At 74.0% G+C, this 24,594-nt stretch carries 21 protein-coding genes; 9 read left to right on the plus strand and 12 right to left on the minus strand.

Translation table 11 applies throughout. The features are described 5' to 3' along the window. Position 1: 1 nt before the first annotated feature. The 5 genes from OG764_RS31815 to OG764_RS31835 all read right to left on the minus strand — a co-directional run bounded on the left by OG764_RS31815 (position 2) and on the right by OG764_RS31835 (position 9,093). Complete coding sequence (locus OG764_RS31815) at positions 2-478, minus strand: YybH family protein (RefSeq protein WP_328971777.1); 477 nt, start codon at positions 476-478, stop codon at positions 2-4. A 169-nt stretch (positions 479-647) separates the two neighbouring features. Continuing rightward, the gene (gene exaC / locus OG764_RS31820) at positions 648-2,171 is read right to left on the minus strand and encodes an acetaldehyde dehydrogenase ExaC (RefSeq protein WP_328971778.1); all 1,524 of its coding nucleotides are present in this window, start codon (positions 2,169-2,171) and stop codon (positions 648-650) included. A 168-nt stretch (positions 2,172-2,339) separates the two neighbouring features. Beyond that, positions 2,340-3,605: a GAF domain-containing protein gene (locus tag OG764_RS31825; RefSeq protein ID WP_328971779.1), complete on the minus strand. Its 1,266-nt coding sequence runs from the start codon at positions 3,603-3,605 to the stop codon at positions 2,340-2,342. Positions 3,606-4,063: 458 nt separating this feature from the next. Beyond that, positions 4,064-5,926: an SWF or SNF family helicase gene (locus OG764_RS31830; protein WP_328971780.1), complete on the minus strand. Its 1,863-nt coding sequence runs from the start codon at positions 5,924-5,926 to the stop codon at positions 4,064-4,066. Continuing rightward, the gene (locus OG764_RS31835) at positions 5,923-9,093 is read right to left on the minus strand and encodes a DEAD/DEAH box helicase (RefSeq protein ID WP_328971781.1); all 3,171 of its coding nucleotides are present in this window, start codon (positions 9,091-9,093) and stop codon (positions 5,923-5,925) included. Before OG764_RS31835 ends, OG764_RS31830 begins: the two co-directional genes overlap by 4 nt. Before the next feature lie 205 nt (positions 9,094-9,298). On the opposite strand from OG764_RS31835, the gene OG764_RS31840 reads away from it, so the two are divergent. Next, positions 9,299-9,481: a hypothetical protein gene (locus tag OG764_RS31840; RefSeq protein WP_328971782.1), complete on the plus strand. Its 183-nt coding sequence runs from the start codon at positions 9,299-9,301 to the stop codon at positions 9,479-9,481. A 242-nt stretch (positions 9,482-9,723) separates the two neighbouring features. Here OG764_RS31840 and OG764_RS31845 read toward each other — a convergent pair whose 3' ends face one another. Together OG764_RS31845 and OG764_RS31850 are read right to left on the minus strand one after the other, a co-directional pair. Beyond that, complete coding sequence (locus OG764_RS31845; RefSeq protein WP_328971783.1) at positions 9,724-10,218, minus strand: SAM-dependent methyltransferase; 495 nt, start codon at positions 10,216-10,218, stop codon at positions 9,724-9,726. Positions 10,219-10,270: 52 nt separating this feature from the next. Next, entirely contained in the window at positions 10,271-11,227 is a 957-nt protein-coding gene (locus OG764_RS31850; RefSeq protein ID WP_443056256.1) for a hypothetical protein, read from the minus strand. A 218-nt stretch (positions 11,228-11,445) separates the two neighbouring features. On the opposite strand from OG764_RS31850, the gene OG764_RS31855 reads away from it, so the two are divergent. Beyond that, on the plus strand, positions 11,446-12,366 hold the full coding sequence (locus OG764_RS31855; protein WP_328971785.1) for an oxygenase MpaB family protein: 921 nt from the start codon (positions 11,446-11,448) through the stop codon (positions 12,364-12,366). A gap of 63 nt (positions 12,367-12,429) precedes the next feature. Here the strand turns inward: OG764_RS31855 and OG764_RS31860 are convergent, their stop codons facing one another. After that, the gene (locus OG764_RS31860; protein ID WP_328971786.1) at positions 12,430-13,029 is read right to left on the minus strand and encodes a class I SAM-dependent methyltransferase; all 600 of its coding nucleotides are present in this window, start codon (positions 13,027-13,029) and stop codon (positions 12,430-12,432) included. Positions 13,030-13,179: 150 nt separating this feature from the next. Between OG764_RS31860 and OG764_RS31865 the strand changes: the two genes are divergently transcribed. The 5 genes from OG764_RS31865 (at position 13,180) to OG764_RS31885 (ending at position 18,743) form a co-directional block, all read left to right on the plus strand. Continuing rightward, the gene (locus OG764_RS31865) at positions 13,180-13,953 is read left to right on the plus strand and encodes an MHYT domain-containing protein (RefSeq protein ID WP_328971787.1); all 774 of its coding nucleotides are present in this window, start codon (positions 13,180-13,182) and stop codon (positions 13,951-13,953) included. Positions 13,954-14,162: 209 nt separating this feature from the next. After that, positions 14,163-17,219, plus strand: a complete 3,057-nt coding sequence (locus OG764_RS31870; RefSeq protein ID WP_328971788.1) for a sensor histidine kinase — start codon at positions 14,163-14,165, stop codon at positions 17,217-17,219. A 20-nt stretch (positions 17,220-17,239) separates the two neighbouring features. Further along, entirely contained in the window at positions 17,240-17,659 is a 420-nt protein-coding gene (locus tag OG764_RS31875) for a roadblock/LC7 domain-containing protein (RefSeq protein ID WP_328973239.1), read from the plus strand. A gap of 14 nt (positions 17,660-17,673) precedes the next feature. Beyond that, entirely contained in the window at positions 17,674-18,072 is a 399-nt protein-coding gene (locus tag OG764_RS31880; RefSeq protein ID WP_328971789.1) for a DUF742 domain-containing protein, read from the plus strand. Next, positions 18,072-18,743, plus strand: a complete 672-nt coding sequence (locus OG764_RS31885) for a GTP-binding protein (RefSeq protein WP_328971790.1) — start codon at positions 18,072-18,074, stop codon at positions 18,741-18,743. Before OG764_RS31880 ends, OG764_RS31885 begins: the two co-directional genes overlap by 1 nt. A gap of 69 nt (positions 18,744-18,812) precedes the next feature. Here OG764_RS31885 and OG764_RS31890 read toward each other — a convergent pair whose 3' ends face one another. Then, positions 18,813-19,241, minus strand: coding sequence for a PPOX class F420-dependent oxidoreductase (locus OG764_RS31890; RefSeq protein ID WP_328971791.1), 429 nt, complete (start codon positions 19,239-19,241; stop codon positions 18,813-18,815). A 97-nt stretch (positions 19,242-19,338) separates the two neighbouring features. On the opposite strand from OG764_RS31890, the gene OG764_RS31895 reads away from it, so the two are divergent. Both OG764_RS31895 and OG764_RS31900 read left to right on the plus strand, forming a co-directional pair. Beyond that, complete coding sequence (locus OG764_RS31895) at positions 19,339-19,734, plus strand: roadblock/LC7 domain-containing protein (protein WP_328971792.1); 396 nt, start codon at positions 19,339-19,341, stop codon at positions 19,732-19,734. Between the two features lie 151 nt (positions 19,735-19,885). Then, positions 19,886-20,707, plus strand: a complete 822-nt coding sequence (locus OG764_RS31900) for a DUF6397 family protein (RefSeq protein ID WP_328971793.1) — start codon at positions 19,886-19,888, stop codon at positions 20,705-20,707. On the opposite strand, the gene OG764_RS31905 is transcribed toward OG764_RS31900, so the two are convergent. From OG764_RS31905 to OG764_RS31915, 3 genes are read right to left on the minus strand one after another with little or no spacing between them, the layout of a single operon-like run. Further along, positions 20,624-21,025 carry a YchJ family protein gene (locus OG764_RS31905; protein ID WP_328971794.1) on the minus strand — a complete coding sequence of 134 codons (402 nt, stop codon included), beginning with the start codon at positions 21,023-21,025 and terminating at the stop codon, positions 20,624-20,626. The two genes, OG764_RS31900 and OG764_RS31905, sit on opposite strands and share 84 nt — an antisense overlap. Before the next feature lie 10 nt (positions 21,026-21,035). Next, on the minus strand, positions 21,036-21,926 hold the full coding sequence (locus OG764_RS31910) for an acyl-CoA thioesterase (RefSeq protein WP_328971795.1): 891 nt from the start codon (positions 21,924-21,926) through the stop codon (positions 21,036-21,038). A gap of 16 nt (positions 21,927-21,942) precedes the next feature. Then, positions 21,943-24,456, minus strand: a complete 2,514-nt coding sequence (locus OG764_RS31915) for a DEAD/DEAH box helicase (RefSeq protein WP_443056105.1) — start codon at positions 24,454-24,456, stop codon at positions 21,943-21,945. Positions 24,457-24,594: the final 138 nt, after the last annotated feature.

The raw sequence follows: 24,594 nt of genomic DNA on the forward strand, positions 1-24,594 counted from the left end.
GTCAGTCATCGCCGAGGGGAGCACCGCCCGGCTGCTGCACGTCCTCGTGCAGGTGGACGATGCGCCACCGCGCGTCGGCGCCCTGCCGCAGGACCGCGGTGTTGCGGACCAGCTCGGGGCGCAGCTCACCGGCCGACGGGTCGGGCGCGAAGTCCACCCGCAGCCAGAAACGCAGCACCGCGATGTCACCGAAGACGTCCACGACCTGCCCGTACGGCTCCAGCCCGGCCTCCACCGGCCCCTCTCCAGCGGCCGGGCGTTCCTCGCGCACCCGGTCCAGGTCCGGCTTCCCGAAGAGCAGCCCGGCAGTACCGGAATCCCACACGGTCGCCTCCGGGTCCAGACAGGCGTCGATCCGCGCGCGGTCCCCGGCCGAGTAGGCCTCGTACATGGTGGTGATCACTCGCCACACATCGGCTGCCGTCTCAGGAGCCGCGCCGGGGCGGGCACCGACGGGGGGCGAGGGGAATGCGGGCATGGCGGAGCCTCCTGGAGCTGCGGGGAGAGAGGTCGCGTCGTGTGGGGCGGCGACGGGCAGTCAACCTACACACCCGGGCCGGCAGCCCATGATGCGCCCATGCGCCCTTCACGGCGCGCGGATGGGCGCGCGGGGCGATTCCCGGTGGCTCCGTACTCGGTTCGAGTCTCTAGAAGAAGCCGAGCTTCTTGGGGGAGTAGCTGACCAGGAGGTTTTTGGTCTGCTGGTAGTGGTCCAGCATCATTTTGTGGGTTTCGCGGCCGATGCCGGACTGCTTGTAGCCGCCGAAGGCCGCGTGGGCGGGGTAGGCGTGGTAGCAGTTCGTCCAGACGCGGCCTGCCTGGATGGCGCGGCCGGCGCGGTAGGCGTTGTTGATGTCGCGGGTCCAGACGCCCGCGCCGAGGCCGTACGCCGTGTCGTTCGCGATGCGGATCGCGTCGTCGAAGTCCTGGAAGGACGTCACGGAGACGACCGGGCCGAAGATCTCCTCCTGGAAGATCCGCATGCGGTTGTCGCCCTCGAAGATCGTCGGCTGGACGTAGTAGCCGCCCGCCATCTCCCCGTCGTAGCTGATCTGTTGTCCGCCCGTCAGGATCTTCGCGCCCTCCTGCAGGCCGATCTCCAGGTACGACAGGACCTTCTTCAGCTGTTCGGCGGAGGCCTGCGCGCCGATCATCGTCTCCGTGTCCAGCGGGTGGCCGGGCACGATGAGTTCGGTGCGGGCGACCGCCGCGTCGAGGAAGTCTCCGTAGCGGCCGCGCTCGATGAGGGCCCGCGAGGGACACGTGCACACCTCGCCCTGGTTGAGGGCGAACATCGTGAAGCCTTCGAGGGCCTTGTCGCGCAGGTCGTCGTCGACGGCCCACACGTCGTCGAAGAAGATGTTGGGGCTCTTGCCGCCGAGTTCGAGGGTGACCGGCTTCAGGTGTTCGGCCGCGTACTGCATGATCAGCCGGCCGGTCGCGGTCTCCCCGGTGAAGGCGATCTTGGCGACGCGGGGGCTCGACGCGAGCGGCTTGCCCGCCTCCTCGCCGAAGCCGTTGACGATGTTCAGGACCCCGGGCGGCAGCAGGTCCGCGACCAGGCTCAGCCAGAAGTGCACCGAGGCCGGGGTCTGTTCGGCGGGCTTGAGCACGACCGCGTTGCCCGCGGCGAGCGCCGGCGCCAGCTTCCACACCGCCATCAGGATCGGGAAGTTCCACGGGATGATCTGGCCGACCACGCCCAGCGGTTCGTGGAAGTGGTAGGCGACCGTGTCCTCGTCGACCTCGCTGAGGGCGCCCTCCTGGGCACGTACCGCGCCCGCGAAGTAGCGGAAGTGGTCGATGGCGAGCGGGATGTCGGCCGCGAGCGTCTCGCGTACGGGCTTGCCGTTCTCCCAGCTCTCGGCGACCGCGAGGCGTTCGAGGTTCTGCTCCATCCGGTCCGCGATGCGCAGCAGGATCGTGGAGCGCTCCGAGGCGGGCACCCGGCCCCAGGCGGGTGCGGCCGCGTGCGCCGCGTCGAGGGCGCGCTCGACGTCCTCGGCGGTGCCGCGGGCGATCTCGGCGAACGGCTGCCCGTTGACGGGCGAGGGGTTCTCGAAGTACCGGCCGCGGGCCGGCGGCACGTACGCGCCGCCGATCCAGTGGTCGTAGCGGGACGCGTACGACATGATCGAGCCCTCGCTGCCCGGCGCTGCGTAGCGGGTCATCCCAGAGTCCTCCCGGTGACGGCGCCGGCCGTGCCGGACGACGCTCGGCGCGAGGCTATGGAGCCGTACGTTGCGCCCACGTTGCGCGGGTCCGGGCGCGGGTCACCGCGCACGGGCGCCGGGTGCTCGGCCGGCCGCTGCCGGACCGACCGTCCGCCCGCCCCGTCGTCAGCCGCGGAGCTCCGCGTCGAGGCTGTGCGCCCGGGCCAGGGCGGCGGCCCGGCCCTCCCGGGGGAGGAGCGCCGCGAGGGCGCGCCAGACCTCCAGGTCGTCCTCGCCCCACGGGCTGTACGCCCAGTCCGTGAGCAGCCCCGGGTCGCCGCGCGCGATCAGCGCGGCCCGCAGCTGGTCGGCCAGCCGGGTGCGCAGCCGTACGATCTCGGGCGCGGACGAGGACGGCAGGAGCGGGCCCGGGTAGCCGGCCAGGGCGGCGGAGGCGGCGCCGAGCGCCACGTGGCGGCCGACCGCGGCGAAGTCCGCTTCCACGGGCGCGGCCAGCCGGTAGGGGCGGGAGAGCAGTGTGCCCGGACCGAGCAGGGCGCGCAGCCGCGACAGTTCGGCGCGCAGCGTCACCGGCGACACCGACTCGTCCTCGTACAGTCCGATCAGCAGTTCGTCGCCGGACAGCCCGCCCGGGTGTCGGGTGAGCAGGACCAGGATCTCGCTGTGCCGGCGGCCGAGCTGGATCCTGCGGCCGCCGGATACGAACACGGCCTCCTCACGCCCCAGGGCGAACAGCCCGTCCGCGGCGGGCGGATCCGGTTCCAGCAGCGCGAGTTGCGACTCGGCCGCACGCGCCACCGCCTGGACGAACGCCAGCGAATGCGGATGGGCCAGCCCGGCGCCGCCGGTGACGTCGACCGCGCCCAGCAGCCGTCCGGTCCGCGGATGGTGCACGGGAGCGGCCGCGCACGTCCACGAGTGCACCCGCCTGCTGAAGTGCTCGGCGCCGAACACCTGGACGGGCCGGTCCTCGGCGACCGCCGTGCCGGGCGCGTTCGTCCCCATCACCGACTCCGCCCAGCAGGCGCCGGGCACGAACCCCAGGCCGTCGGCCCGGCGCCGGGTCTGCGCGTGCCCCTCCACCCACAGCAGCCGGCCCTGCGCGTCGCACACGGCGAGGAGGTGCTCGCCGTCGGCCGCGAACGCACCGACCAGCTCGCGGAACAGCGGCATCACCGGGGCCAGCGGATGACGTTCCCGGTACGCCCTGAGCTCGCGCTCCGGGAGGTCCACGCCGGCGCTGCTGTCGGGGCTGACCCGGGCCCGCGCGCAGCGCCGCCACGAGGCGGCCACCACCGGGCGCACCGGCGCCTCCACCCGGCCGTCGGCCGTGAACACCCGGTGCGCGCGGCGCAGTTGCAGCTGGCGTTCGGCGGGGTCGGTGCCGGGCGGCAGGGCGACCCACGGATCACCACCCGCGCCCGGGAACACGGCCCCGGCCGCGGCCCTGGCCCCGGCACGCAGGCCCGGTCCGCGCGGTCCGCCCGCTCGGTCCGCATCGGCTCGGCCCGGTCCGCCCGCTCGGCCTGCACCGGGTCGGCCCGTTCCACCGGCTCGGTCCCCATCGGCCCGGTCCGTTCCACGGGCTCGGTCCGCTTCGGCCCGGGCCGTTCCACCGGCTCGGTCCGCTTCGGCTGGTTCGGCCGCCCGGCTTCCTTCGCCCGCCCTGCGGCCTCTGCCCGCCCCGCGTTCATCGCCTTGCCCGTTCGCTCCGCCCGACCTGGTGGATCCGACCAACTCGTCCTCCCCGGACTCGCCTTGGCGCGCACCCATCGTCGTCCCGGGCGTCAGGGCCGACAAGCGTGCCGTCGGCCAGCGCGCGAAGGGGGAAGGATCCGGCGCGGCTGGTTCCCGTCCGCCGCTGCGCCCGCTGCCCCGCCCGCCGACCGCTACCAGGGTTCCTCGGACTCGCCGGTGTCGAGGGCGGACAGGGCCGCCGCCGGATCGGTCTCGCTCGGACCGGCCGCCTCCCAATGCGCGCCGTCCCGGCGGTACGGCCACCAGCGCCCGTCCCGCCCCAGCCGGAGCTGAGCGGCACCGCCCGCCAACGTCCACCGGTTCCCGTCCGCTTCGAGAACCGGGCGCCCGCCGCTCCCGCCACTCCCACCACTCGCGCCAGTCCCGCCACTTCCGGCGTAGGCCTCCGTACCGACTCCGTCGCCACGGTTCCCGCCCGAATCCGTGCCGTCCGAATCCATGCCGTCCGTGCCGCCGGAATCCGCGCCGTCCATGCCGTCGGAATCCATGCCGTCCGTGCCTTCGTCCCATGCCGTGTCCAGTGCGGCCCGCGCCCGGGCCGCGGCCTCGCCGGTGGGCTGCCACGCCTCCTCCAGTACGGCCACCGCGGCCGGGCCCCCGTACCGCCAGGCGCGTACCGCCCGGCCCAGACCGGCCCGGTCGCGCCCGCTCGCGGCGGCCAGCCGGGACAGCACCCGCACATCGGCCGCCACGGCGGCCAGCCGCATCAGGTCGGCGTGGAGGGCCTGATCGCGCTCCTCGTCCCGGTACCGGTCCCGCGGTCGCTCCCCTTCCCGCTCTCCCTCCCGGTCCCGGCCGGAGTCGAACTCCAGCTCCCGGTCCCGGCCGGAGTCGAACCCCAGCTCCCGGTCCCGGTCCCGGTACGGGCTCGGGAGCGGCGCCGCCCCGGACCGCGGAGGCGGCTGTTCCGCGTGGCCCGGTGCCAGGGCCCGGGCGAGCAGCCGGTGGGCCTCCACGGCCGCCGCCTCCGCGAGGAACTCCACCGCGCCCGGGTCGAGGCCGTCGCCCGGCTCGGTCTCCGTGTCGAGCAGCGGCGGCTGCCCCGGACCGTCGGGCAGCGCCGGGGGAGGCGGCAGCGGCGGCAGCATCTCCCGGGCGCCGAAGGCCTCCGCCGCATCCACCCCCGCGGCGTCCGCACGCGGCCCGCTCGCCCCAGCGCCGCTCGCACGTACCCCGTCCACCCCCGACCCGCTCGCGCAAGTCCCGTTCGCGCAAGACCCGCCCGAGCGGCACCCCTCCGCACAAGACGCGGCCGCGCCCGCCCCGTCCGCGCCCGCCGTATCGGAGCCGCCCGAGCCTCCGCCGGCCCGCCGTGCGGCCGCGCCCGATGCCGCGTTCCGGTCCTGGAGTTCGTCCAGCACCTCGCGTTCCCCGAGCCCGCGCAGCAGGAGCAGCAGCATCGGGTCCTGGTCCAGGAGGCGTGCCAGCTGGTAGCACAGGGCTGCCGTGTGCGCGCAGTGGTCCCACTCCCCGCAGTCGCACCGGGGGTCCAGATCGCCCATGCCGGGCAGCAGTTCGATCCCGGCCGCCGCCGCGTCCTCCGCCAGTACCGGCGGCATCTCCCGGTCGAGCAGCGCGGCGATGTGCCCCGACTCGGCGGCCGCGAGGTCCAGGAACCGGTTCCACTCGGCCCTCGCGAAACGCTGCACCAGCACGTCCGTGCGGTGCGCGGTGCCGTCCGTGTCGCTCACGACCGCCGTCAGCCGGCCCGGCCGCACCGACACCGCGCCGACCACGCCGGCGCGCGCGTACCGGCGGCCCTTCCGCAGTTGCTCGCCGTCGAGCGCGCTGTCCTCCAGCGCCCGCAGCCACGCCCGGCCCCACCACGTCAGCGCGAATCCGCGCCCGCGGGCGGGCGGCAGCGCCGCGAACGTCCGCACCTGTTCCGCCCCGCCACGCCGACTCCCGCGCCCGGCCTCGTGCCGCTCCCCGCGCTCGCCCGCGTCCCGGGCCCCGTCCTCAGCCTGGTCTTCGGCGTCGTACCCACCGCTCACCGGGTGCCTCCCCGCAGTTCCACGAGCTCAGCCAGCTCGGCATCGGTCAGTTCCGTCAGCGCGCTGTCGCCGCCGGAGAGCACCGACTCGGCCAGCGCCCGCTTGCGCTCCAGCAGCCGGGCGATCCGGTCCTCGACGGTGCCCTCGGCGATCAGCCGGTGCACCTGTACCGGCTGGGTCTGGCCGATCCGGTACGCGCGGTCGGTGGCCTGGTCCTCGACGGCCGGATTCCACCAGCGGTCGAAGTGCACGACGTGTCCGGCCCGGGTGAGGTTCAGCCCGGTGCCCGCGGCCTTCAGGGACAGCAGGAACACCGGCACCTCGCCGGCCTGGAAAAGGTCCACCAGCTCCTGACGGCGGGCCAGCGGGGTCGCCCCGTGCAGCAGCCGGCTGCCGATGCCCCGCGCCGCGAGGTGCCGCTCCACCAGGCGGGCCATGGCCACGTACTGCGTGAAGACGAGCACCGCGCCGCCCTCGGCGAGGATGGTGTCCAGCAGCTCGTCGAACAGTTCCAGTTTCCCCGAACGGCCGGGCAGCCGCGGCTGCTCCTCCTTCAGGTACTGGGCCGGATGGTTGCAGATCTGCTTCAGCGAGGTCAGCAGCTTCACCACCAGCCCGCGCCGCTCGAAGCCGTCCGCCCCCGCGATCTCGGCGAGCGTCTCCCGCACCACCGCCTCGTACAGCACCACCTGCTCCGCCGTCAGCGAGACCGGATGGTCTGTTTCCGTCTTCGCGGGCAGCTCGGGTGCGATCCCCGGGTCGGACTTGCGCCGGCGCAGCAGGAACGGCCGTACCAGCGCGGCCAGGCGCGCCGCGGCCTGCGGATCCGTACCGCCCTCGACGGCCCGCGCGTACCGGGCGCGGAAGGCGCTCGGCCGGCCGAGCAGACCGGGCGTCGTCCAGTCCAGGATGGCCCACAGCTCGGAGAGGCTGTTCTCCACCGGGGTGCCGGTCAGCGCCACCCTGGCCCGGGAACCGATGGTCCGCAGCGCCCGCGCCGTCCCCGAACGCGGGTTCTTCACGTGCTGCGCCTCGTCGGCCACCACCAGGCCCCACGGGACGCCGGCGAGGCGCGCGGCGTCCAGCCGCATCGTGCCGTACGTCGTGAGCACGAACGCCCCCGCATCCGGCTCGGGCAGCCGGCGCCCGGCACCGTGGAAGCGGTGCACGGGCGTGCCGGGCGCGAACTTCTCGATCTCCCGCTGCCAGTTGCCCATCAGCGAGGCCGGGCACACCACCAGGGTCGGCCCCGCGGTCGCAGGGTCCTGCCGGCGGTGCAGGTGCAGCGCGATCAGGGTGACCGTCTTGCCGAGCCCCATGTCGTCGGCGAGGCAGCAGCCCAGCCCGAGCGCGGTGGTACGGGCGAGCCAGTCCAGGCCGCGCAGCTGATAGTCCCGGAGCGTCGCGGCGAGGCCCGCCGGCTGCGGTACGGGATCGGCGCCGGGAGCCTCGGGATCGGCCAGCCGCGCCCGCAACCGCTCCAGCGCACCGGTGGCCGCCACAGGAATCCGTACGCCGTCCACTTCGGCGGCACCGGTCAGCACGGCGGACAGGGCCTCGACCGGAGCGATCTTGCGGTCCTGCCGCGCCAGCGCCCGCCGGGCGGCGCGGGGGTCGACCAGGACCCAACGGTCGCGCAGCCGGACCAGCGGGCGCTTGGCCTCGGCGAGCCGGTCGAGGTCGGCGCGGCTGAGCGGCTCGTCGCCGAGCGCGAACCGCCAGTCGAAGGCGAGGACGGCGTCCGGGGCGAGGAAGGCCGGCGCCCCGATTCCCGGGCCGGAGCCGGATCCTGAATCGGAAGTGGAGCCGGACCCGGATCCGGAACGGAGACCGGATCCGGGAGCGGGACCGGGATCGGACGTGGAGCCGGGCGTGCTGCTGGTGGAGTCGGGAGTGCCCGGGTGGGTGCGGTGGTCCGGGTCGCCGGGGAGGCCGACCACGGCGTGCGCGGTCAGCTCCCGGGCGAGGTGCCGCGGCCAGTGGACCTGGACGCCTTCGGCGGCGAGTGCCTGCGCGCCGCGGCCCAGGAGTTCGGCGACGTCTTCGTCCGCGAGCGCGACCGAGTCCGGCACGGCGGCCGTCAGCAGCGGGGTGAGCGGCGGCCAGACCCGGGCCGCGCGCCGCAGGGCGAGCAGCGCGTCCATCCGGGCCTGCGGGCCGAGGCCCGCACCCGCCGCCGCGGACTCGCCCGGGACGGACGCGGACCACACCGCGGCCGCGTCGGCGACGAGGGAGGGGTCGGCGAGGCTGTGCATCTGCACCACGGCCCGGAACGCGGCACGCTCCCCGGAGGCGGAGGCGGAGGCGGAGGCGGAGGCGGAGGCGGAGGCGGAGGTGTCGGTGTCGCCGTCCGGGCCGGCGCCGGAGCCCGGGGCGGGGGTGTCGAGGCCGGAGACTTCGATCCGCAGGGAGACGCGTACGCCCGCGTCGTGGGCCGAGGCCACGTCGGCGGCCCAGGCCCGGTGTTCGGGGTGGCGGCCGGGCTCCTCGGCGGCGAAGGCCGGGCCGCCCGCGGCGAGTACCGCGGCGGGGGAGCGCGGCAGGGTGTCCGCGACGGCGTCCAGGAACGCCCGTACCAGGCCCTCGGGAGCGGGCAGCCGCAGGGGACCGGGGCCCGGCAGCGGTACGCAGTGCGCGTCGGGCGGCATGGCCGCGGCCAGCGCCCGGAGCTGCGCCAGCTCCTCGGCGCCGAGGGGGCCGGCCCGCCAGGCGTCGTGGCCGGTGGCGGTCAGGCCGGGCAGCAGCAGCCCGCGGGCGGTGAGCTGGAGGGCGAGCAGGGCGGCCGCGCCCCAGAACGCGGGGGCGGTCCGGGACGGCTCCGGGCCGCTGAGCGCCGCCGCCCGCGCGCGGGTGAGGAAGGGGAGGGCGGCCCGCACCGGCAGGGTCACGGCCGACACGGTCACGGTCCGCAGGGCCGGGGTGAGGACGGTCAGTTCCTCAATCCGTGCGGCCGGATCCGCGGCGATGGCGGAGAGCCCGGGGAGCCCGGGGGGCCCGGAGGGTCCAGGGAGGGCGGAGATTCCGGGGAGGGCGTCGGGCGCGGCGAGTCCGGCGACCGCGGCGGTCTCCCCGTCCGGGCGCCAGAAGGCGATCCGGCCGGTGCGGGCGGGGTCGGCGGGCAGGAAGACGGCGGAGCAGCGGATGAGGTCGGAGATCTCGTGGAGCACACATTCCTCAAATTTGACTACTTGAGACCGGAGCGGCCGAGGGTACCTCAACGCACCGGCCGGACGCGGGCGACCCGGCGACGCCCCGGCCGGTACGGCGGCGGTGCGCGAACCGCACGGGAACGGCGCGGCGGGGCCGGGCGTTGAGGGGACAGGAGGCGGGTCGCCGCAGGGCGCCGCCGATCGGTTGGTTGGAGGCGCCGCGATGTCGACACGCGCGAAGGTGGCCGCTGCGGGTGTGGTGGCGGCGATCGTCCTGTTCTGGGCGGTCGGGTTCTGGGCCGGACTGCTGGTGCTGATCGGTGTGCCCGTGGCCGCGTACCTCCTGCTCGACCCGTCGCAGCGGCGCCGGCTGCGGGGAGTCTCGCGCAAGCAGATAGGCCGGTGACCGGCACGAGGAGCGGTTCCGTGAGAGCCGTCGGCGCCCCCGCCGAGCACAGCTCCACCGAGCACAGCTCCACCGGGTCCGAGCCCGGCTCCGAGCCCGCCCCCGACTCCGACAGCGGGCGGGTCTGACCGCCGCGGCGGAGCAGGCCTGATCGACGTCGGCGGAGGCGGGCGCGCCCGAGCCGGCACGGCGGAGACAAGGCGCGCGGCCCGGAACCGGCCGCCGCGCCCTGTCCGGCCGGCTCAGTAGTAGTCGCGCATGAGCTCCACCGACCACGAGGGCTGCCGGACGTCGCCGCGGGGGCCGAACTCCGCGAGGTACGGCTTGATGTCGAGCACCGGCGTGCCGTCGACCGCGTCCAGCCCCTCGACGTGCACGTCGAGGCCGTCCACCTTGAGCAGCCGGCAGCGGGAAACGCCCAGCCGGTTCGGGCGGTTCTTGCCCCGCTGCGCGAAGATGCCGACCAGTGGCCAGTCGGTGTTGCCGCGTGGGTGCCGCGCACCCGTCTCGATCTTCGACACGGGCACCCGGTCGAAGTGGTAGACGACCTCCAGGTGGGAGAAGTCCGCCAGTCCGAACAGGGCCTCGGGGCCGAACCGTGCCGCGTCCAGCCGGATCACGGCCGCCTCGCGGCCCCAGTCGTCGTCGACGGCCTCGGCCCGCCCGCCGACCACCCGGCCCACCGGCGCACACGCCACCTCGTGTCCGCTGTCGTTCCGCTCCGGTCCGTCCGTCATGCCCGCCTCCTGCTCACCCTGCTTCCCTACTGCTTAGTGATGATCACAATAGTCAGGTCGGACGGACCGCGATCTTGTCCAAGGACTCCAGCAGGCCGGGGAGTTCGGGCCCGCGGCCGATCGGACGGACCTGGCCCGGCTCCTCGTCGAGCAGGACGAACGCCATGTCGTCCGTCCGGGCCACCAGCGACCAGCCCGGCCCGTCGACCCGCAGGGTGCGGGCATCGCCCGAGGCGAACGTGGACCGGATGCGGCCGGGCGGCGGCGGGTTCTGCGTGTACGCGCGGGCCTCGTCGAGCACCCGCCGCACACCGGTGCTCCCGGGCCGGGCGGCAGCCGCCGCGTCCCGGCCTGCCTCGCCCGCGGAACCGGCATCCGTGGAACCCCCTCCCGCGGAGCCCGCGGCCGCGCTGCCCGCATCGCTCTCGGCCGGTGCGCCGTCGGCCGATCCGTCGTCCCCCGACGCGCTGTCGACCGCCTCGGGGGCGACGTACTGTTCGCGCCACGCGGTCCACTGGAGGGCGATCTCGTCCGCGCCCATCCGCCGCTGCGCCGGCCCCCAGACGTCCGTGCGCGGCGGCGACAGCGGCACCCGGCCGGTGCCGTCCGCGCCCTGCTCCGGGTCGTGCGGCTCAGGCACGCCGGGCGCGGACACGGCCAGGTCGAGCGGCCAGCCCGCGAGGGAGGCCACGATCGTGCGGTCGTCGGGCGAAAGGTCGTACTCCATCCCGCAGTCCCAGGAGGCGATCGCGACCGCGACCAGCGACACGTCGTCGATCACGACGGTCCAGCGCGCGCCGAGCTCGTCCTGGCCGAGGACCAGCCCGTAGCCCTCGGCGTGCGGGGCCAGGCCCAGGGCCCGGCAGGCCTCCGGGTAGTCGTCGCCGAACACGCTCGGGAACTGTGCCGGGGTGAGCAGCTGGGCCGACAGCACGTAGAGCGCGCCCTCCCCGTCGTCCACGCCGTCGCCGCCTCCTGCGGCCTCGCCGTCCGCGCCGGTCCCCGCCATCGCGCCGTCCGCGTCGGCGTCCTCGTCCGTCCCGGTCACGTGCCCTCCCATTGCTGTTCGTCGGCGCACCCTAACCAGTGAGTAACCCCACCGTCGAGAGGCGGCCGGATGTGATTTCCCGGCCGCACGCCCGGCCCGCCCCCGCGGCCGTCCTCCGGTGTGCCAAGGCCTGGACCCGCACGTAGAGTTGACCCTCCACCACGGAAGGGGACCGCGCGGTGACGCGTTACGACCGGCTCAAGGAGATCCTCCGGCTCGACCCGGAGAAGGACTTCCTGGCCATCTACCGGCTCACCGCGACGTACGAATTCCCCTGGGACTACACCCGGGCGCTCGAATTGGCCCTCTACCGGACGTACGCCGTGCCCAGCATCGGACGGCTGCTCGCCGAGACGGCCGAGTTCACCACCCGCGCGCAGAAGCGCTACGACGACACCGCGCTGCTCCTCGACGCGGTCATCGAGCACGGCTTCGACAGCGACCCGGGGCGCACCGCGATCCGCCGCGTCAACCAGATGCACCGCAGCTACGACATCAGCAACGAGGACATGCGCTACGTGCTGTGCACGTTCGTGGTCGTCCCCAAGCGCTGGATGGACGCCTACGGCTGGCGGCCGCTCTCGGGTCACGAGGCGCAGGCCGCCGCCCGGTACTACGCGACCCTCGGCAGCCACATGGGCATCACGGACATCCCGGGCACCTTCGAGGAGTTCGAGCGCTGCCTCGACGCGTACGAGGCGGAGCACTTCGCCTGGGACGAGGGCGGCCGCAAGGTCTCCGACGCCACACTCGACCTGATGGCCTCCTGGTACCCCGCCCCGCTCGCCCCGCTGCTGCGCGGCGCCAGCCTCGCCCTCCTCGACGACGCGCTCCTTCGGGCCTTCCGCTACGAGCAGCCCCGCCCGGCCGTCCGCTCGCTGGTACGGGGCGCCCTGCGGCTGCGCGGCCGGGCGGTGCGGCTGCTGCCGCCGCGCCGCGCACCGCACTACGCCCGCCAGAACCCCGAGATCAAGAGCTATCCGGGTGGTTACGCCGTCGCCGCGCTCGGCACCTTCCCGGTGCCGGGGCGGGGCGGTTGCCCGGTCCCGCACACCCGCGGCCCGGCCGCCGCGGCCGCGCGGCCCCCGGCCGACGGGTAACGGACCCACCGCGGCCCGGCCCACCCGGTCCCGGCCCGGGGCGGTCGCGCGGACATGCCCGGGTCAGCCCGTGCGGACCGACAGCGCGAGGAAACGGGCGTCCTCGTCGGCGTACGAGAGCAGCTGCCAGCCGGCCTCGGCGAGGACCGGGCGGAGGTTCTCCTCGGCCCGCAGGTCGTCGGGGGTGATCTCGCGGCCGTGCCGGGCGGCCAGCGCCTTGCGCCCGATGGCGTGGAAGAGCGCGAGCCTGCCGCCCGGGCGCACCACCCGCGCCAACTCGGCGAGGTCCCGCACGGGGTCGGCCAGGTGCGAGACGAGTCCGGCGCCGAACACGGCGTCGAGCGACGCGTCGCCCAGGGGCAGCCGTGCCACGTCGCCCAGCACCAGGACGGCATCCCGGTCGCGGCCGGCCAGTGCCGCCTGCGCCAGCATGTGGGGAGTGAGGTCCAGGCCGATCACCGTGCCGCCGGGGCCGACCGCCTCGCGCAGGTGCGGGAGCGCCCGGCCGGTGCCGCAGCCCGCGTCGAGCACGCGGTCGCCCCGCCGCAGGCCCAGCTCGCCGACACCGACCGCGAACTTGGGGCCGTCGTCGGGGAACTTGCTGTCCCAGGAGGCGGCACGCGATCCGAAGAACTCCTGGACTTCCGTGTGGTCTTCGCTCATGAGCCCATGATCCCTCAACGGCGATCCACACACGCCGTGCGCAGGATGACACCGGGTGTGATCGTGCAAGAACGTATCTCTGTCATATTCCATCACCTTTCGAAATGCGCCCCTTGTTCGTGCCCTCACCCGGACTAGCGTCCCCGGGTCATGGGACACCTGGACCACGCAGCCTTCGGCTGGCTCACACCCGTGCTGTCATACGTGATGGCCGCCATCGGCGCCGCCCTCGGGCTGCGCTGCACCGTCCGCGCGCTCGCCGCCACCGGACGCTCCCGGCGCAACTGGCTGCTCACCGCCGCCTCCGCCATCGGATCGGGCATCTGGACCATGCACTTCGTGGCCATGCTCGGCTTCAGCGTCACCGGTACCGAGATCCACTACAACGTGCCGCTGACCATCCTCAGCCTGCTCGTCGCCATGGCCGTCGTCGGCGCCGGCGTGTTCGCCGTCGGATACGGCCGGGACCGCACCCGGGCCCTCGTGCTGGGCGGCCTCACCACCGGACTCGGCGTCGCGAGCATGCACTACCTCGGCATGGCCGCACTGCGGCTGCACGGGCGGATCAGCTACGACCCGCTCACCGTCGCCCTGTCCGTCGGCATCGCGGTCGTCGCCGCCACCGCCGCCCTGTGGGCCGCCCTCAACATCAAGTCGCCCGTCGCCGTGGCCGTGGCCTCCCTCGTCATGGGCGCGGCCGTGACCAGCATGCACTACACCGGAATGATGGCCGTGGGCGTCGAAGTCGCCCCGTCCGACGGCACCCTGCCCGGGGCCACGGCCATGCAGTTCATCTTCCCCCTCGCCGTCGGTCTGGGCTCGTACCTCTTCCTCACCGCCGCCTTCGTGGCGCTCTCCCCGACCGCGGACGAGCGCGCGGCCTCGGCTTCCGCCCAACGCCTCGGCGACCGCGCGCTGACGTGACGCGACCGCGCGCTGACGTGCACGACCGGTCACCGACGTGACAGGGCCGGGCGTCGCCTGACGCGGCGCAGCGGCCGAGGTGTTCGCGTCCCGCTTCCGCGCTCCGTCGTTCAGCCGCCCCGCCCCGCCCGACTCCCAGGCACCCCCGGCCCCGCCCGACTCCCAGGCACCACCCGTACCGCCGTACCGCCATCCGGAACGAGGAGCCCATGCGCACACCCCGCAGCACCCCGGACGCCGACGCGTCCCGGCTGCCGGCGCCACCGGCGCGCGGCCGTCGGGCGCACGCCGGCCCGCCCGCCGAGGAGCACCCGACCGCGGGCCCCCGGTCTGCCACCGGCGGCGCCCCGGGACCGGCCTCCTCCGTCCCGGCCGCGCCCGCCGCCCCCGCGCCGCTGCGACTGCGGCTGCGACCCGGCACCGTCCGCGCCAAGATCGTCTCGCTGCTGATGGTGCCCGTGGTGTCGCTGCTCGCCCTGTGGGCCTTCGCCACGGTCAGCACCGCGCAGGACGTCGCCCGGCTCGGCCGGATCCAGCGCGTGGACGAGCAGATACGTATCCCCGTCGGCCGCGCCGTCACCGAACTCCAAGCCGAGCGCCGCGCGGCCGTCCGCTACCTGGGCGCGCCGGGGGGCGACCTCGCCGCCGCGCTCTCGGCGCAGGGCCGCCGCACCGACGCCGCCCTGGACCGGCTCCGGCTCGGCGGCCGGCACACCGTCGCCGACTCGGGCGACCACCCGCCCGCCGTCTCGCGCACGCTGCGGGAGTTCGTCGCGGCGGCGGACGCGCTCTCCGCGGTACGTACGGACGTCGGCGCGCGCAAGACCACCCGGGACGCCGCCTTCGAGGCGTACACCGAGGTCGTCGGCGCCGCCTTCGCCGTCAGCGGCGCCCTCGCCGGGAGCGACGGAGCGGAGGGCGCCGGGCACGGTTCCGAGGCCCGGGTGCTCCTGGAGTTCACGCGCGCCGCCGAGCAGCTCGCCCGGGAGGACGCCGTACTCGCCGGCCGCACCGGCGCCGGCACCCGGCTCGGCGCCGAGGACCTGCGGCGGTTCACCGCCGCCGCCGAGAGCCGCCGCACCCTGACCGAGGCCGCGGCCGCGGACCTGCCGGCCGCCCAGCGCGCGTCCTGGCAGGCCACCGGCAGGGGAGCCGCGTACGCCACCCTGACCGCCGTCGAGGACCGGCTGCTCGGCGCGGACACCCGTACGGGCGGCGGCAGCGGCGGCGGGCGGGTCGGCGAACGGGCGGCGGACCGGGACGTTCCGGCCGGCTGGGACACCGCGGCCGCCGAAGTGGCCACGGCGATGCGCGCCGTGGAGAACGCGGCACGCGACAGCGCCGCCGACCGCGCCGACCCGCTGGCCGAAGGCGTGGTCAGTGTGGCCGGCGCCGCGGTACTCCTCGGCCTCGCGGCCGTGGCCGCCTCCCTCGTGATCTCCGTCCGGATCGGCCGCGCCCTGGTCGTCGAACTCGTCTCGCTGCGCAACGGCGCCCTGGAGATCGCCCACCGAAAACTCCCCGAGGCGATGGACCGGCTGCGGGCCGGACAGGACATCGACGTGGCGGCGGAGACACCCGAAGGCACCCCGGCCGACGACGAGATCGCGCAGGTCGGCGAGGCGTTGGCGACGGTTCACCGGGCCGCGCTCAGCGCCGCCGTGGAACGCGCCGAACTGGCCAGCGGAGTCTCCGGCGTCTTCGTCAACCTCGCCCGCCGCAGCCAGGTCCTCGTCCACCGGCAGCTCAACCTGCTGGACTCGATGGAGCGGCGCGCCGACGACCCCGGCGAACTCGGCGACCTCTTCCGACTGGACCACCTCACCACCCGGATGCGACGGCACGCCGAGAGCCTCATCATCCTCTCCGGCGCCGCCCCGGGCCGCGCCTGGCGGATGCCGGTCCCGCTCACCAACGTCGTACGGGCGGCCGTCTCCGAGATCGAGGACTACCCGCGGGTGGAGGTGCGCCGGCTCGCCGAGACCTCCGTGGCCGGCGCCGCCGTCGCCGACCTCACCCACCTCCTCGCCGAACTCGTCGAGAACGCCGCCCAGTTCTCGCCCCCGCACACCAAGGTCCGGGTCAGCGGCGAACCCGTCGGCACCGGCTACGTCCTCGAAGTCGAGGACCGCGGGCTGGGCATGGGCCGGGAGTCGCTCGCCGAAGCCAACCGGCGCATCGAACAGTCGGAGGCCCTCGACCTCTTCGACAGTGACCGGCTCGGGCTGTTCGTGGTGAGCAGGCTGTCCGCCCGGCACGGCGTGAAGGTGCACCTGAGGCCCTCGCCGTACGGGGGGACCACCGCGGTGGTGCTCCTCCCGACCTCGCTCCTGCAAGGCGCCCTGCCGGCCGGTGCTCCGGAGCCGGAGCCGGAGGCGGGGGCCGATGGGGCCGAAGGGGCCGCGGCCCCGGGAGTCCCGGCGCGGAACGGGCAGGCGCGGAGCCGCCTCGCGGAGAGCGCTCCAGGGCGGGGCGGGCCGTGGTCACAGGCCCCCGACGCGGAGCGCCCGGCGGCGCCGCGACCCTTCGCCGCCTGGGAAACCCCCATGGGCCAAGTCCCCGCCCGTCAAGTCCCCGTCGGTCAGGCCCCCGCCCGCCAGACCCTGGCCGGGCCCGCTGCATCCGGACCCGCTGCATCCGGGGTCACCGCCCTCGGACCCGGCGCCTCCGGGCCGGGTCACACGTACGAGCGAGCCGCCTCCGAGCGCCCCGCCGCCCGGCGAGCCGGATCCGACGGAACCGGCTCCGGGGCGACCGGGTCCGCAGCCGGTGGCTCCGGTGGCTCCGGTGGCCACGGCAGCTCCGGTGGCCACGGTGGCCACGACAGCTCCGGCGGTTCCGGCAGCTCGGGCGGCCCCGCCGGGCGCCCGACTCCGGAACGGACGCCCGCCCCGGATCAGGCCCCCGCCCCGGTGTCGACGCTGCGCCCGCGCGGCGCAGGCGGCACCGGCGCAGGCGGCACCGGCGCAGGCGGGCCGGGCTCCCGTACCGTCCTGCGCGCCACCGCACCCGTACCGCTGCCCGCGGGGCCGGGCGCGCTGCCCGCCGGCGTCACCGAACTGCCCCGCCGGGTCCGGCAGGCCAGCCTCGTCCCGCAGTTGCGCGAGGCACCGGCGCCGGCCGCCCCCGCCGGGGTCCGGGCACCGGAAGACCCGCCCGGGCGCAGCCCCGAGGAGGCCCGGGACCGGATGTCGGCCTACCGCGCCGGCTGGGCCCGCGGCGCGGCAGATGCCACCCGAGCAGGCAGCGAAGGAGACCAGTCGTGATCGAACACCAGAGGACCGACATGGACAGTGCACGGCGTTCCGGCGAGCTGGACTGGCTGCTGGACGACATGGTGGCGCGGGTGCGGGAGGTGCGGCACGCGGTCGTGCTGTCCAACGACGGCCTGGCGGTCGGTGCGTCCAGCGCGCTGAGCCGTGAGGACGCCGAGCACCTCGCCGCGGTGGCGTCGGGGTTCCACAGCCTGGCCAAGGGCGCGGGCCGGCATTTCCACGCCGGGGGCGTGCGCCAGACGATGGTGGAGATGGACGACGGCTTCCTGTTCGTGGCCGCGGCCGGGGACGGCTCCTGCCTCGCCGTGCTGAGCGCCGCCGCCGCCGACGTCGGACTCATCGCGTACGAGATGGCGCGGCTGGTCAAGCGGGTCGGCGAGCACCTGTACACGCCGCCGCGGTTCGCCGGCCGGCCGCCGGCCGCAGGCTGACGGCGGCCCCGCACATGAGCGAGGAACTGTCCGGCGGCAGCCGCTGGTTCGACGCCGACGCGGGCCCGCTCGTCAGGCCGTACGCGATGACGGGCGGCCGGACGAAGCCGGGCCCGAGCGGGGTCAGGTTCGACCTGATCGCGCTGGTGGTCGTGGACCCGGACGGCCTCGACGCGGCGGCCGAGTCGCTGCTCGGGCCCGAGCACCGGGCGCTGCTGGCGCTGTGCAGGTCGGAGACCCAGTCCGTGGCGGAGCTGTCGGCCGACGCGGACCTGCCGGTCGGCGTCGTACGGGTGCTCCTCGGGGACCTCCTGGAGGCCGGCCACGTACGGGTGAGCCGCCCGGTGCCCCCGGCGCAGTTGCCGGACGAACGGATTCTGCGGGAAGTCATCGAAGGATTGAGAGCTCTGTGATGGGACACGACGCCAGAGACGACAGAGACGGCGGCAGAGACGGCGGCAGGGGTGGTGGCGGTCGGGACGGCGGCGGCGAGGAGCTGGCGTCGCTCGCGCTGAAGATCCTGGTGGCCGGCGGCTTCGGCGTGGGCAAGACCACGCTGGTCGGCGCGGTCAGCGAGATCCGCCCGCTGCGGACCGAGGAACTCCTCAGCGAGGCCGGAGAGTTGGTCGACGACACCGGTGGCATCGACCACAAGACCACGACCACCGTCGCCATGGACTTCGGGCGCATCACCATCAGGGCGGGCCTGTCGCTCTACCTCTTCGGCACACCGGGGCAGGATCGTTTCTGGTTCCTGTGGGACGAGCTGTCCCAGGGCGCGCTCGGGGCCGTGGTCCTCGCGGACACCCGGCGGCTGGAGGACTGCTTCCCGGCCGTCGACTACTTCGAGCACCGCCGCATCCCGTTCGCGGTCGCCGTCAACTGCTTCGCCGGCAGCCGGACGTACGGCGCCCACGACGTCGCGCGGGCCCTGGACCTCGAACAGGGCACCCCCGTGGTGCTGTGCGACGCGCGGGACAAGGACTCGGGGAAGGAGGTCCTGATCCGGCTGGTCGAGTACGCGGGACGGGTGCACACCGCCCGGCTGCTGGACTCGGTGGAGCCGCAGGCCGGGACGGTGTGACCACGCCGGGTCGGCCGGGTCGGCCGGGTCGGCCGGGTATGACGGGTCTGCCGAGTAGGACGAGTCCGCTCAGTCGGCGATGCCGGCGAACGCTATGACCTTCTCGATGCTTACGCGTACCAGGAGTTCACCCGGCACCGCGTTGCGCCGGCCGAACGCCTCGGCCCTCTCCTCTCCCATGTAGCGCGCGCCGATCCGGGTGGCGTGGTGCAGCATCTCGTCGAGGTCCTCCGAGATGTCCGCGCGCCCTTGCAGGACCACGTAGGAGAACGGCGGCCGGTCGTCGTCGACGCACAGCGCCACCCGGCCGTCGCGGGCCAGATTGCGCCCCTTGACAGTGTCCTTCCCGGTGTTGAAGACGAAGGTGTCCCCGTCGAGAACGAACCAGATGGGGGCAACGTGCGGGCTGCCGTCGGCTCGTACCGTGGAGAGTTTGCCGGTTCGGGTGGAATGCGAGACAAACGCCCGCCATTCCTCTTGAGTCATTCTCGTCGCCATGGGGACATCCTCCTTGCCCGAAAGCCGCTGGTGGGGAAGGCTGGCTGAACGAGAGCGCGGGGGCGGGGGCGACCGCGCGTAGGGGGAGGCGACAGACATGGCGCTGGACAAGCAGCTCGACTGGCTGCTCGACGATCTGACCCAACGAGTCCACCAGGTGCGGCACGCCGTGGTGCTCTCCAACGACGGCCTGGTCACCGGGGCCAGCAGCAGCCTCGAGCGCGCGGACGCGGAGCATCTCGCGGCGGTCTCGGCGGGCCTGCAGAGCCTGGCGAAGGGATCCGGCCTGCACTTCAGGGCCGGGCAGGTGCGGCAGACGATGGTGGAGTACGACGAGGGGGCCCTCTTCGTGATGGCCGCAGGCGAAGGCAGCTGCCTGTGCGTGCTCAGCGCGGCGGAGGCCGACATCGGGCAGGTCGCCTACGAGATGACCCTGCTGGTCAACCGGGTCGGCGAACACCTGGGCGTGGCGGAGCGGGGTCGCGCCGACTAGCGGGCGCCGGTGGGCCGGGCGGCCGGGCGGGGTGGTCCCGCGGGGTGGTCCGGTCCTGGCCGAGGAGTTATCCACAGGCCCGACGGGATGTCGTCGCGCTGAGTTACGGTCTTCACACAGAGTCAGCAATAGTGCTCGTGGGAGGACCGTCATGAACGAAAAGGCGATCGGCGATACGGTGACGGCTGCCCGCGCCGCGTCCGAACTGGGCCTGCGACGCGGGGAGTTCCAGCTCGCCGTGCAGTTGGGCGTGGTCCGGGCCGCGGCGCGCGGGCCGGACGGAGTGCGCAGATGGCGGCGGGCCGAACTGGACCGCATCAGGTCCCTCGAAGGGTTCCCGGACTCCCTGAAGGAGCGGGTGCGCACGGTCGGCACGGTGACCGGCGCCGCGCTGCTCGGCACCAGCCCGGGCCGTTTCACCCGGCTCGCCCGCTGCGGGTACCTCACCCCGGTGTCCTACCGGATCAACCGCTACCGGGCCGTGGTCTGGGCCTATCTCGCCGAGGAAGTCCGGGAGTTCGGGCGCCGGGAGCCCCGGCTGCTCGCCGGCCCGGCACCGGCCCGGGACCGCGAGGCCCTCGCGTCCGGCGCCGACCTGCGGCCGCGCAACTGGCGCGGCAGGCACACGGGGCAACTGCTGCGTCAGTGCACGGACCGGTGGGAGCGGGCGGCGGTGACGGCCGCCGTGCTGTCGCCCGAGGTGCTGGCCGAGACGGTCCCCGACGAGGCGGAGCGCATCCTCCTCACGGCCCTCGCCCCGGCCCGGCCGTACGGGCACCCGCAGTTGCCGTCCGCGGCCGAGGTGGCCGGCCGGCTGCTGCGGGCACAGCACCCGGACGAAGTCCTCTGGTACCGGGCCGCCCTCTACCTCGCGCTGGCCGAGGCCCGCTCAGTCGAAGGAGACGGGCTGCAGGGGGCCGACATACACCCAGGCGCCGCCCACGCGCGAAAAGTGGCTGTGCTCGTGGAGTGAGCCGGCGTGCCCGCCCTCGCGGTAGTACGCCCGGAACTCCACGGCGCCTTCCGTCTCGAACATCCCGCCGTGCTCCGTGCCGAGGATGTCGAGCTTCTCCCAGTGCTGCCCGGGGTCGAGGTCGAGCCGGTCCGGTCGGGTGTCCGGGTGCCAGGAGCGCAGCAGGTAGGCCGTGTCGCGGACCGCGAAGGCGCTGAAGCGGGAGCGCATCAGCAGCTCGGCGGTGGGCGCCTGCTGGGCCCCCGAGTGGAAACGCCCACAGCAGTTCGCGTACGTGGCGGGCAGCCCACAGGGGCAGGGGGAGGGGGCGGAGCTCATGGGAGCCGGGTCATCCCTTCTTCGATGACGAGGGGGCGTACGGGCGGAACAGGCCCTCCTGGACCACGGAGACCAGCAGCCGTCCCTCGACGTCGTAGATCCGGCCGCGGGCCAGGCCCCGGCCGCCGTGCGCGATGGGGGACTCCTGGTCGTACAGGAACCACTCGTCCGCACGGAAGGGCCGGTGGAACCACATGGCGTGGTCGAGCGAGGCCATGTCGAAACCGCGCACGCCCCACAGGGGTTCCACGGGGATGCGCACGGCGTCGAGGAGGGTCATGTCACTGGCGTAGGTGAGCGCGCAGGTGTGCACGAGCGGGTCGTCGCCCAGCGGGCCCACCGCGCGCATCCACACCGCGCTGCGCGGATCGGCGTCCTTCAGGTCCTCGGGCGTCCAGCGCAGCCGGTCCACGTAGCGGATGTCGAAGGGCTGGCGCCGGGCCATCCGCTCCAGAGCCTCGGGCAGCGCGCCGAGGTGCTCGCGGATCTCGTCCGCCACCTTCGGCAGCGAGTCCGGGTGCGGGAAATCGAGGCGAGGAGGCAGCTGGTGCTCGATGCTGCCCTCCTCCGGATGGTGGAAGGAGGCGGTCAGATTGAAGATCGTGCGGCCCTGCTGGACGGCGGTGACCCGGCGGGTGGTGAAGGAGCGGCCGTCACGCACGCGCTCCACCTGGTACACGATCGGCACCCCGGGAATGCCGGGGCGCAGGAAGTACGCGTGCAGGGAATGGACCGGCCGGTCCCCCTCGGTGGTGCGGCCGGCGGCCACCAGGGCCTGCCCGGCCACCTGCCCGCCGAAGACGCGCTGCAGCGACTCCTGCGGGCTCAGGCCACGGAAGATGTTGACTTCGATCTGTTCGAGATCGAGCAGATCGACCAGTCTCTCGGCCGGGTTCGTCATGCCACGTCCTCCAGTTTCACAGCTGACCGACCAAGGTGACCCGGAGCACTGCCCGGCCCTCCTCGTCGGAGGCGGCGAGATCGACCTCGGCGCTGATGCCCCAGTCATGGTCGCTGTTCGGGTCGGCGAAAGTCTGCCGAACGCGCCACAGGCCGTGCGCCGGGTCCTCCTCGATCGCGAGCAGCTTGGGGCCGCGGGCGTCCGGGCCGGTGCCGAGGTCGTCGTACTCGTCCCAGTAGGCGTCCATCGCGTCGCCCCAGCGGTCCGCGTCCCAGCCGGCCTCGCCGTCCAGGGCGCCGAGCTCGTCGATGTTGTCCAGGGCGGCCAGCTCCACCCGGCGGAACATGGCGTTGCGCACCAGCACCCGGAAGGCACGGGCGTTCGCCGTCACCGGCTTGACCTGCTCGGCCTTCTCCTGCGCCTGCTCGGCGGTCTCCACCTCCGGGTTGGCCAGCTGCTCCCACTCGTCGAGGAGGCTGGAGTCGACCTGGCGGACCAGTTCGCCGAGCCACTCGATCAGGTCCTGGAGGTCCTCGGACTTGAGGTCGTCGGGGATGGTGTGGTCGAGCGCCTTGAACGCGCTCGCCAGGTAGCGCAGCACGATGCCCTCGGTGCGGGCCAGCTCGTAGAAGGAGGTGAATTCGGTGAAGGTCATCGCGCGTTCGTACATGTCGCGGATGATCGACTTCGGGGAGACGGGGTGGTCGCGCACCCACGGGTGGCTCTTGGCGTAGACGTCGTAGGCGTGGAGCAGCAGCTCTTCGAGCGGCTTGGGATAGGTGACGTCCTGGAGACGCTCCATCCGCTCCTCGTACTCGATGCCGTCGGCCTTCATCTGGCCGACCTGGATGCCCCGTTCCTTGTTCTGCTGGGCGGCCAGGATCTGGCGCGGGTCGTCCAGCGTGGACTCCACCACGGACACCATGTCCAGCGCGTAGGAGGGGGACTCCGGGTCCAGCAGGTCGAAGGAGGCCAGCGCGAAGGTGGACAGCGGCTGGTTGAGCGCGAAGTCCTGCTGGAGGTCGACGGTGAGCCGGATCGTGCGGCCCTCGGCATCCGGGGTGTCGAGCTTCTCGACCACACCGCCGTCCAGCAGCGAGCGGTAGATCGCGATGGCCCGGCGGATGTGCCGCAGCTGTGCCTTGCGGGGCTCGTGGTTGTCCTCGAGGAGGTGGCGCATCGCCTTGAAGGCATCGCCCGGCCGGGCGATGACCGACAGCAGCATGATGTTGGTGACCTTGAAGCGCGAGGTCAGCGGCTCCGGGTCGGCGGCGATGAGCTTCTCGAAGGTGGTGTCCGACCACGCGACGAAGCCCTCCGGGGCCTTCTTGCGCACCACCTTGCGGCGCTTCTTCGGGTCGTCGCCCGCCTTCGCGAGGGCCTTCTCGTTCTCGATGACGTGCTCGGGCGCCTGCGCCACCACGTAGCCCGCCGTGTCGAAGCCGGCCCGGCCGGCGCGGCCGGCGATCTGGTGGAACTCGCGGGCGCGCAGCGTGCGGACCCGGTTGCCGTCGTACTTGGTGAGCGCGGTGAACAGCACCGTGCGGATCGGGACGTTGACACCGACGCCGAGGGTGTCCGTACCGCAGATGACCTTCAGCAGGCCGGCCTGGGCGAGCTTCTCCACCAGGCGCCGGTACTTGGGCAGCATGCCGGCGTGGTGCACGCCGATGCCGTGCCGGACGTAGCGGGAGAGGTTCTGGCCGAACTTGGTGGTGAAGCGGAAGTTGCCGATCAGGTCCTGGATCTTGTCCTTCTCCTCGCGGGTGCACATGTTGATGCTCATGAGCGACTGCGCCCGCTCGACCGCCTGGGCCTGGGTGAAGTGCACGATGTAGACCGGCGCCTGCCGGGTCTCCAGCAGCTCGGTGATCGTGTCGGTGATCGGCGTGGTGACGTACTCGTAGGACAGCGGGACGGGCCGGGTCGCGGAACGGACCACCGAGGTGGGCCGGCCGGTGCGCCGGGTCAGGTCCTCCTCGAACCGCTTCATGTCGCCGAGGGTCGCCGACATCAGGACGAACTGCGCCTGCGGCAGCTCCAGGAGAGGGATCTGCCACGCCCAGCCGCGGTCCGGCTCGGCATAGAAGTGGAACTCGTCCATGACGACCTGGCCGATGTCGGCGTGCTTGCCGTCCCGCAGCGCGATCGAGGCGAGCACCTCGGCCGTGCAGCAGATGACCGGCGCGTCCGCGTTGACCGAGGCGTCGCCCGTGAGCATGCCCACGTTCTCGGTGCCGAAGAGCTTGCACAGGTCGAAGAACTTCTCCGAGACCAGTGCCTTGATCGGCGCGGTGTAGAAGGTGACCTTGTCCTGGGCCAGCGCGGTGAAGTGGGCACCCGCCGCCACGAGGCTCTTTCCGGAGCCGGTGGGGGTGGAAAGGATCACGTTCGCACCCGAGACCACCTCGATCAGCGCCTCTTCCTGCGCCGGGTACAAGGCGATGCCCTGTCCCTCCGCCCACGAGGAGAAGGCCTCGAAGAGGGCGTCGGGGTCGGCGTTCGGCGGCAGCTGATCAATGAGGGTCACGACCCCATCTTGCCTGGCTTCACCCCCTAAGGGGGAACCGGAGGACGCAATGAAGATCATCGCAGGTACGCTGTCCCGTCGACCGGGCCCGACCGACACCGTCAACAGGGCCCGAACACCACAGACCTGGGGCGGGTA

Source organism: Streptomyces sp. NBC_00239, from assembly GCF_036194065.1.
GTDB lineage: Bacteria > Actinomycetota > Actinomycetes > Streptomycetales > Streptomycetaceae > Streptomyces.

Coding starts and splice junctions, on each gene's coding strand:
- OG764_RS31815 (WP_328971777.1), bottom strand. CDS start 478: ATGCCCGCATTCCCCTCGCCCCCCGTCGGTGCCCGCCCCGGCGCGGCT.
- exaC (WP_328971778.1), bottom strand. CDS start 2,171: ATGACCCGCTACGCAGCGCCGGGCAGCGAGGGCTCGATCATGTCGTAC.
- OG764_RS31840 (WP_328971782.1), top strand. CDS start 9,299: ATGTCGACACGCGCGAAGGTGGCCGCTGCGGGTGTGGTGGCGGCGATC.
- OG764_RS31845 (WP_328971783.1), bottom strand. CDS start 10,218: ATGACGGACGGACCGGAGCGGAACGACAGCGGACACGAGGTGGCGTGT.
- OG764_RS31850 (WP_443056256.1), bottom strand. CDS start 11,227: ATGGCGGGGACCGGCGCGGACGGCGAGGCCGCAGGAGGCGGCGACGGC.
- OG764_RS31860 (WP_328971786.1), bottom strand. CDS start 13,029: ATGAGCGAAGACCACACGGAAGTCCAGGAGTTCTTCGGATCGCGTGCC.
- OG764_RS31865 (WP_328971787.1), top strand. CDS start 13,180: ATGGGACACCTGGACCACGCAGCCTTCGGCTGGCTCACACCCGTGCTG.
- OG764_RS31870 (WP_328971788.1), top strand. CDS start 14,163: ATGCGCACACCCCGCAGCACCCCGGACGCCGACGCGTCCCGGCTGCCG.
- OG764_RS31875 (WP_328973239.1), top strand. CDS start 17,240: ATGGACAGTGCACGGCGTTCCGGCGAGCTGGACTGGCTGCTGGACGAC.
- OG764_RS31880 (WP_328971789.1), top strand. CDS start 17,674: ATGAGCGAGGAACTGTCCGGCGGCAGCCGCTGGTTCGACGCCGACGCG.
- OG764_RS31885 (WP_328971790.1), top strand. CDS start 18,072: ATGGGACACGACGCCAGAGACGACAGAGACGGCGGCAGAGACGGCGGC.
- OG764_RS31890 (WP_328971791.1), bottom strand. CDS start 19,241: ATGGCGACGAGAATGACTCAAGAGGAATGGCGGGCGTTTGTCTCGCAT.
- OG764_RS31895 (WP_328971792.1), top strand. CDS start 19,339: ATGGCGCTGGACAAGCAGCTCGACTGGCTGCTCGACGATCTGACCCAA.
- OG764_RS31900 (WP_328971793.1), top strand. CDS start 19,886: ATGAACGAAAAGGCGATCGGCGATACGGTGACGGCTGCCCGCGCCGCG.
- OG764_RS31905 (WP_328971794.1), bottom strand. CDS start 21,025: ATGAGCTCCGCCCCCTCCCCCTGCCCCTGTGGGCTGCCCGCCACGTAC.
- OG764_RS31910 (WP_328971795.1), bottom strand. CDS start 21,926: ATGACGAACCCGGCCGAGAGACTGGTCGATCTGCTCGATCTCGAACAG.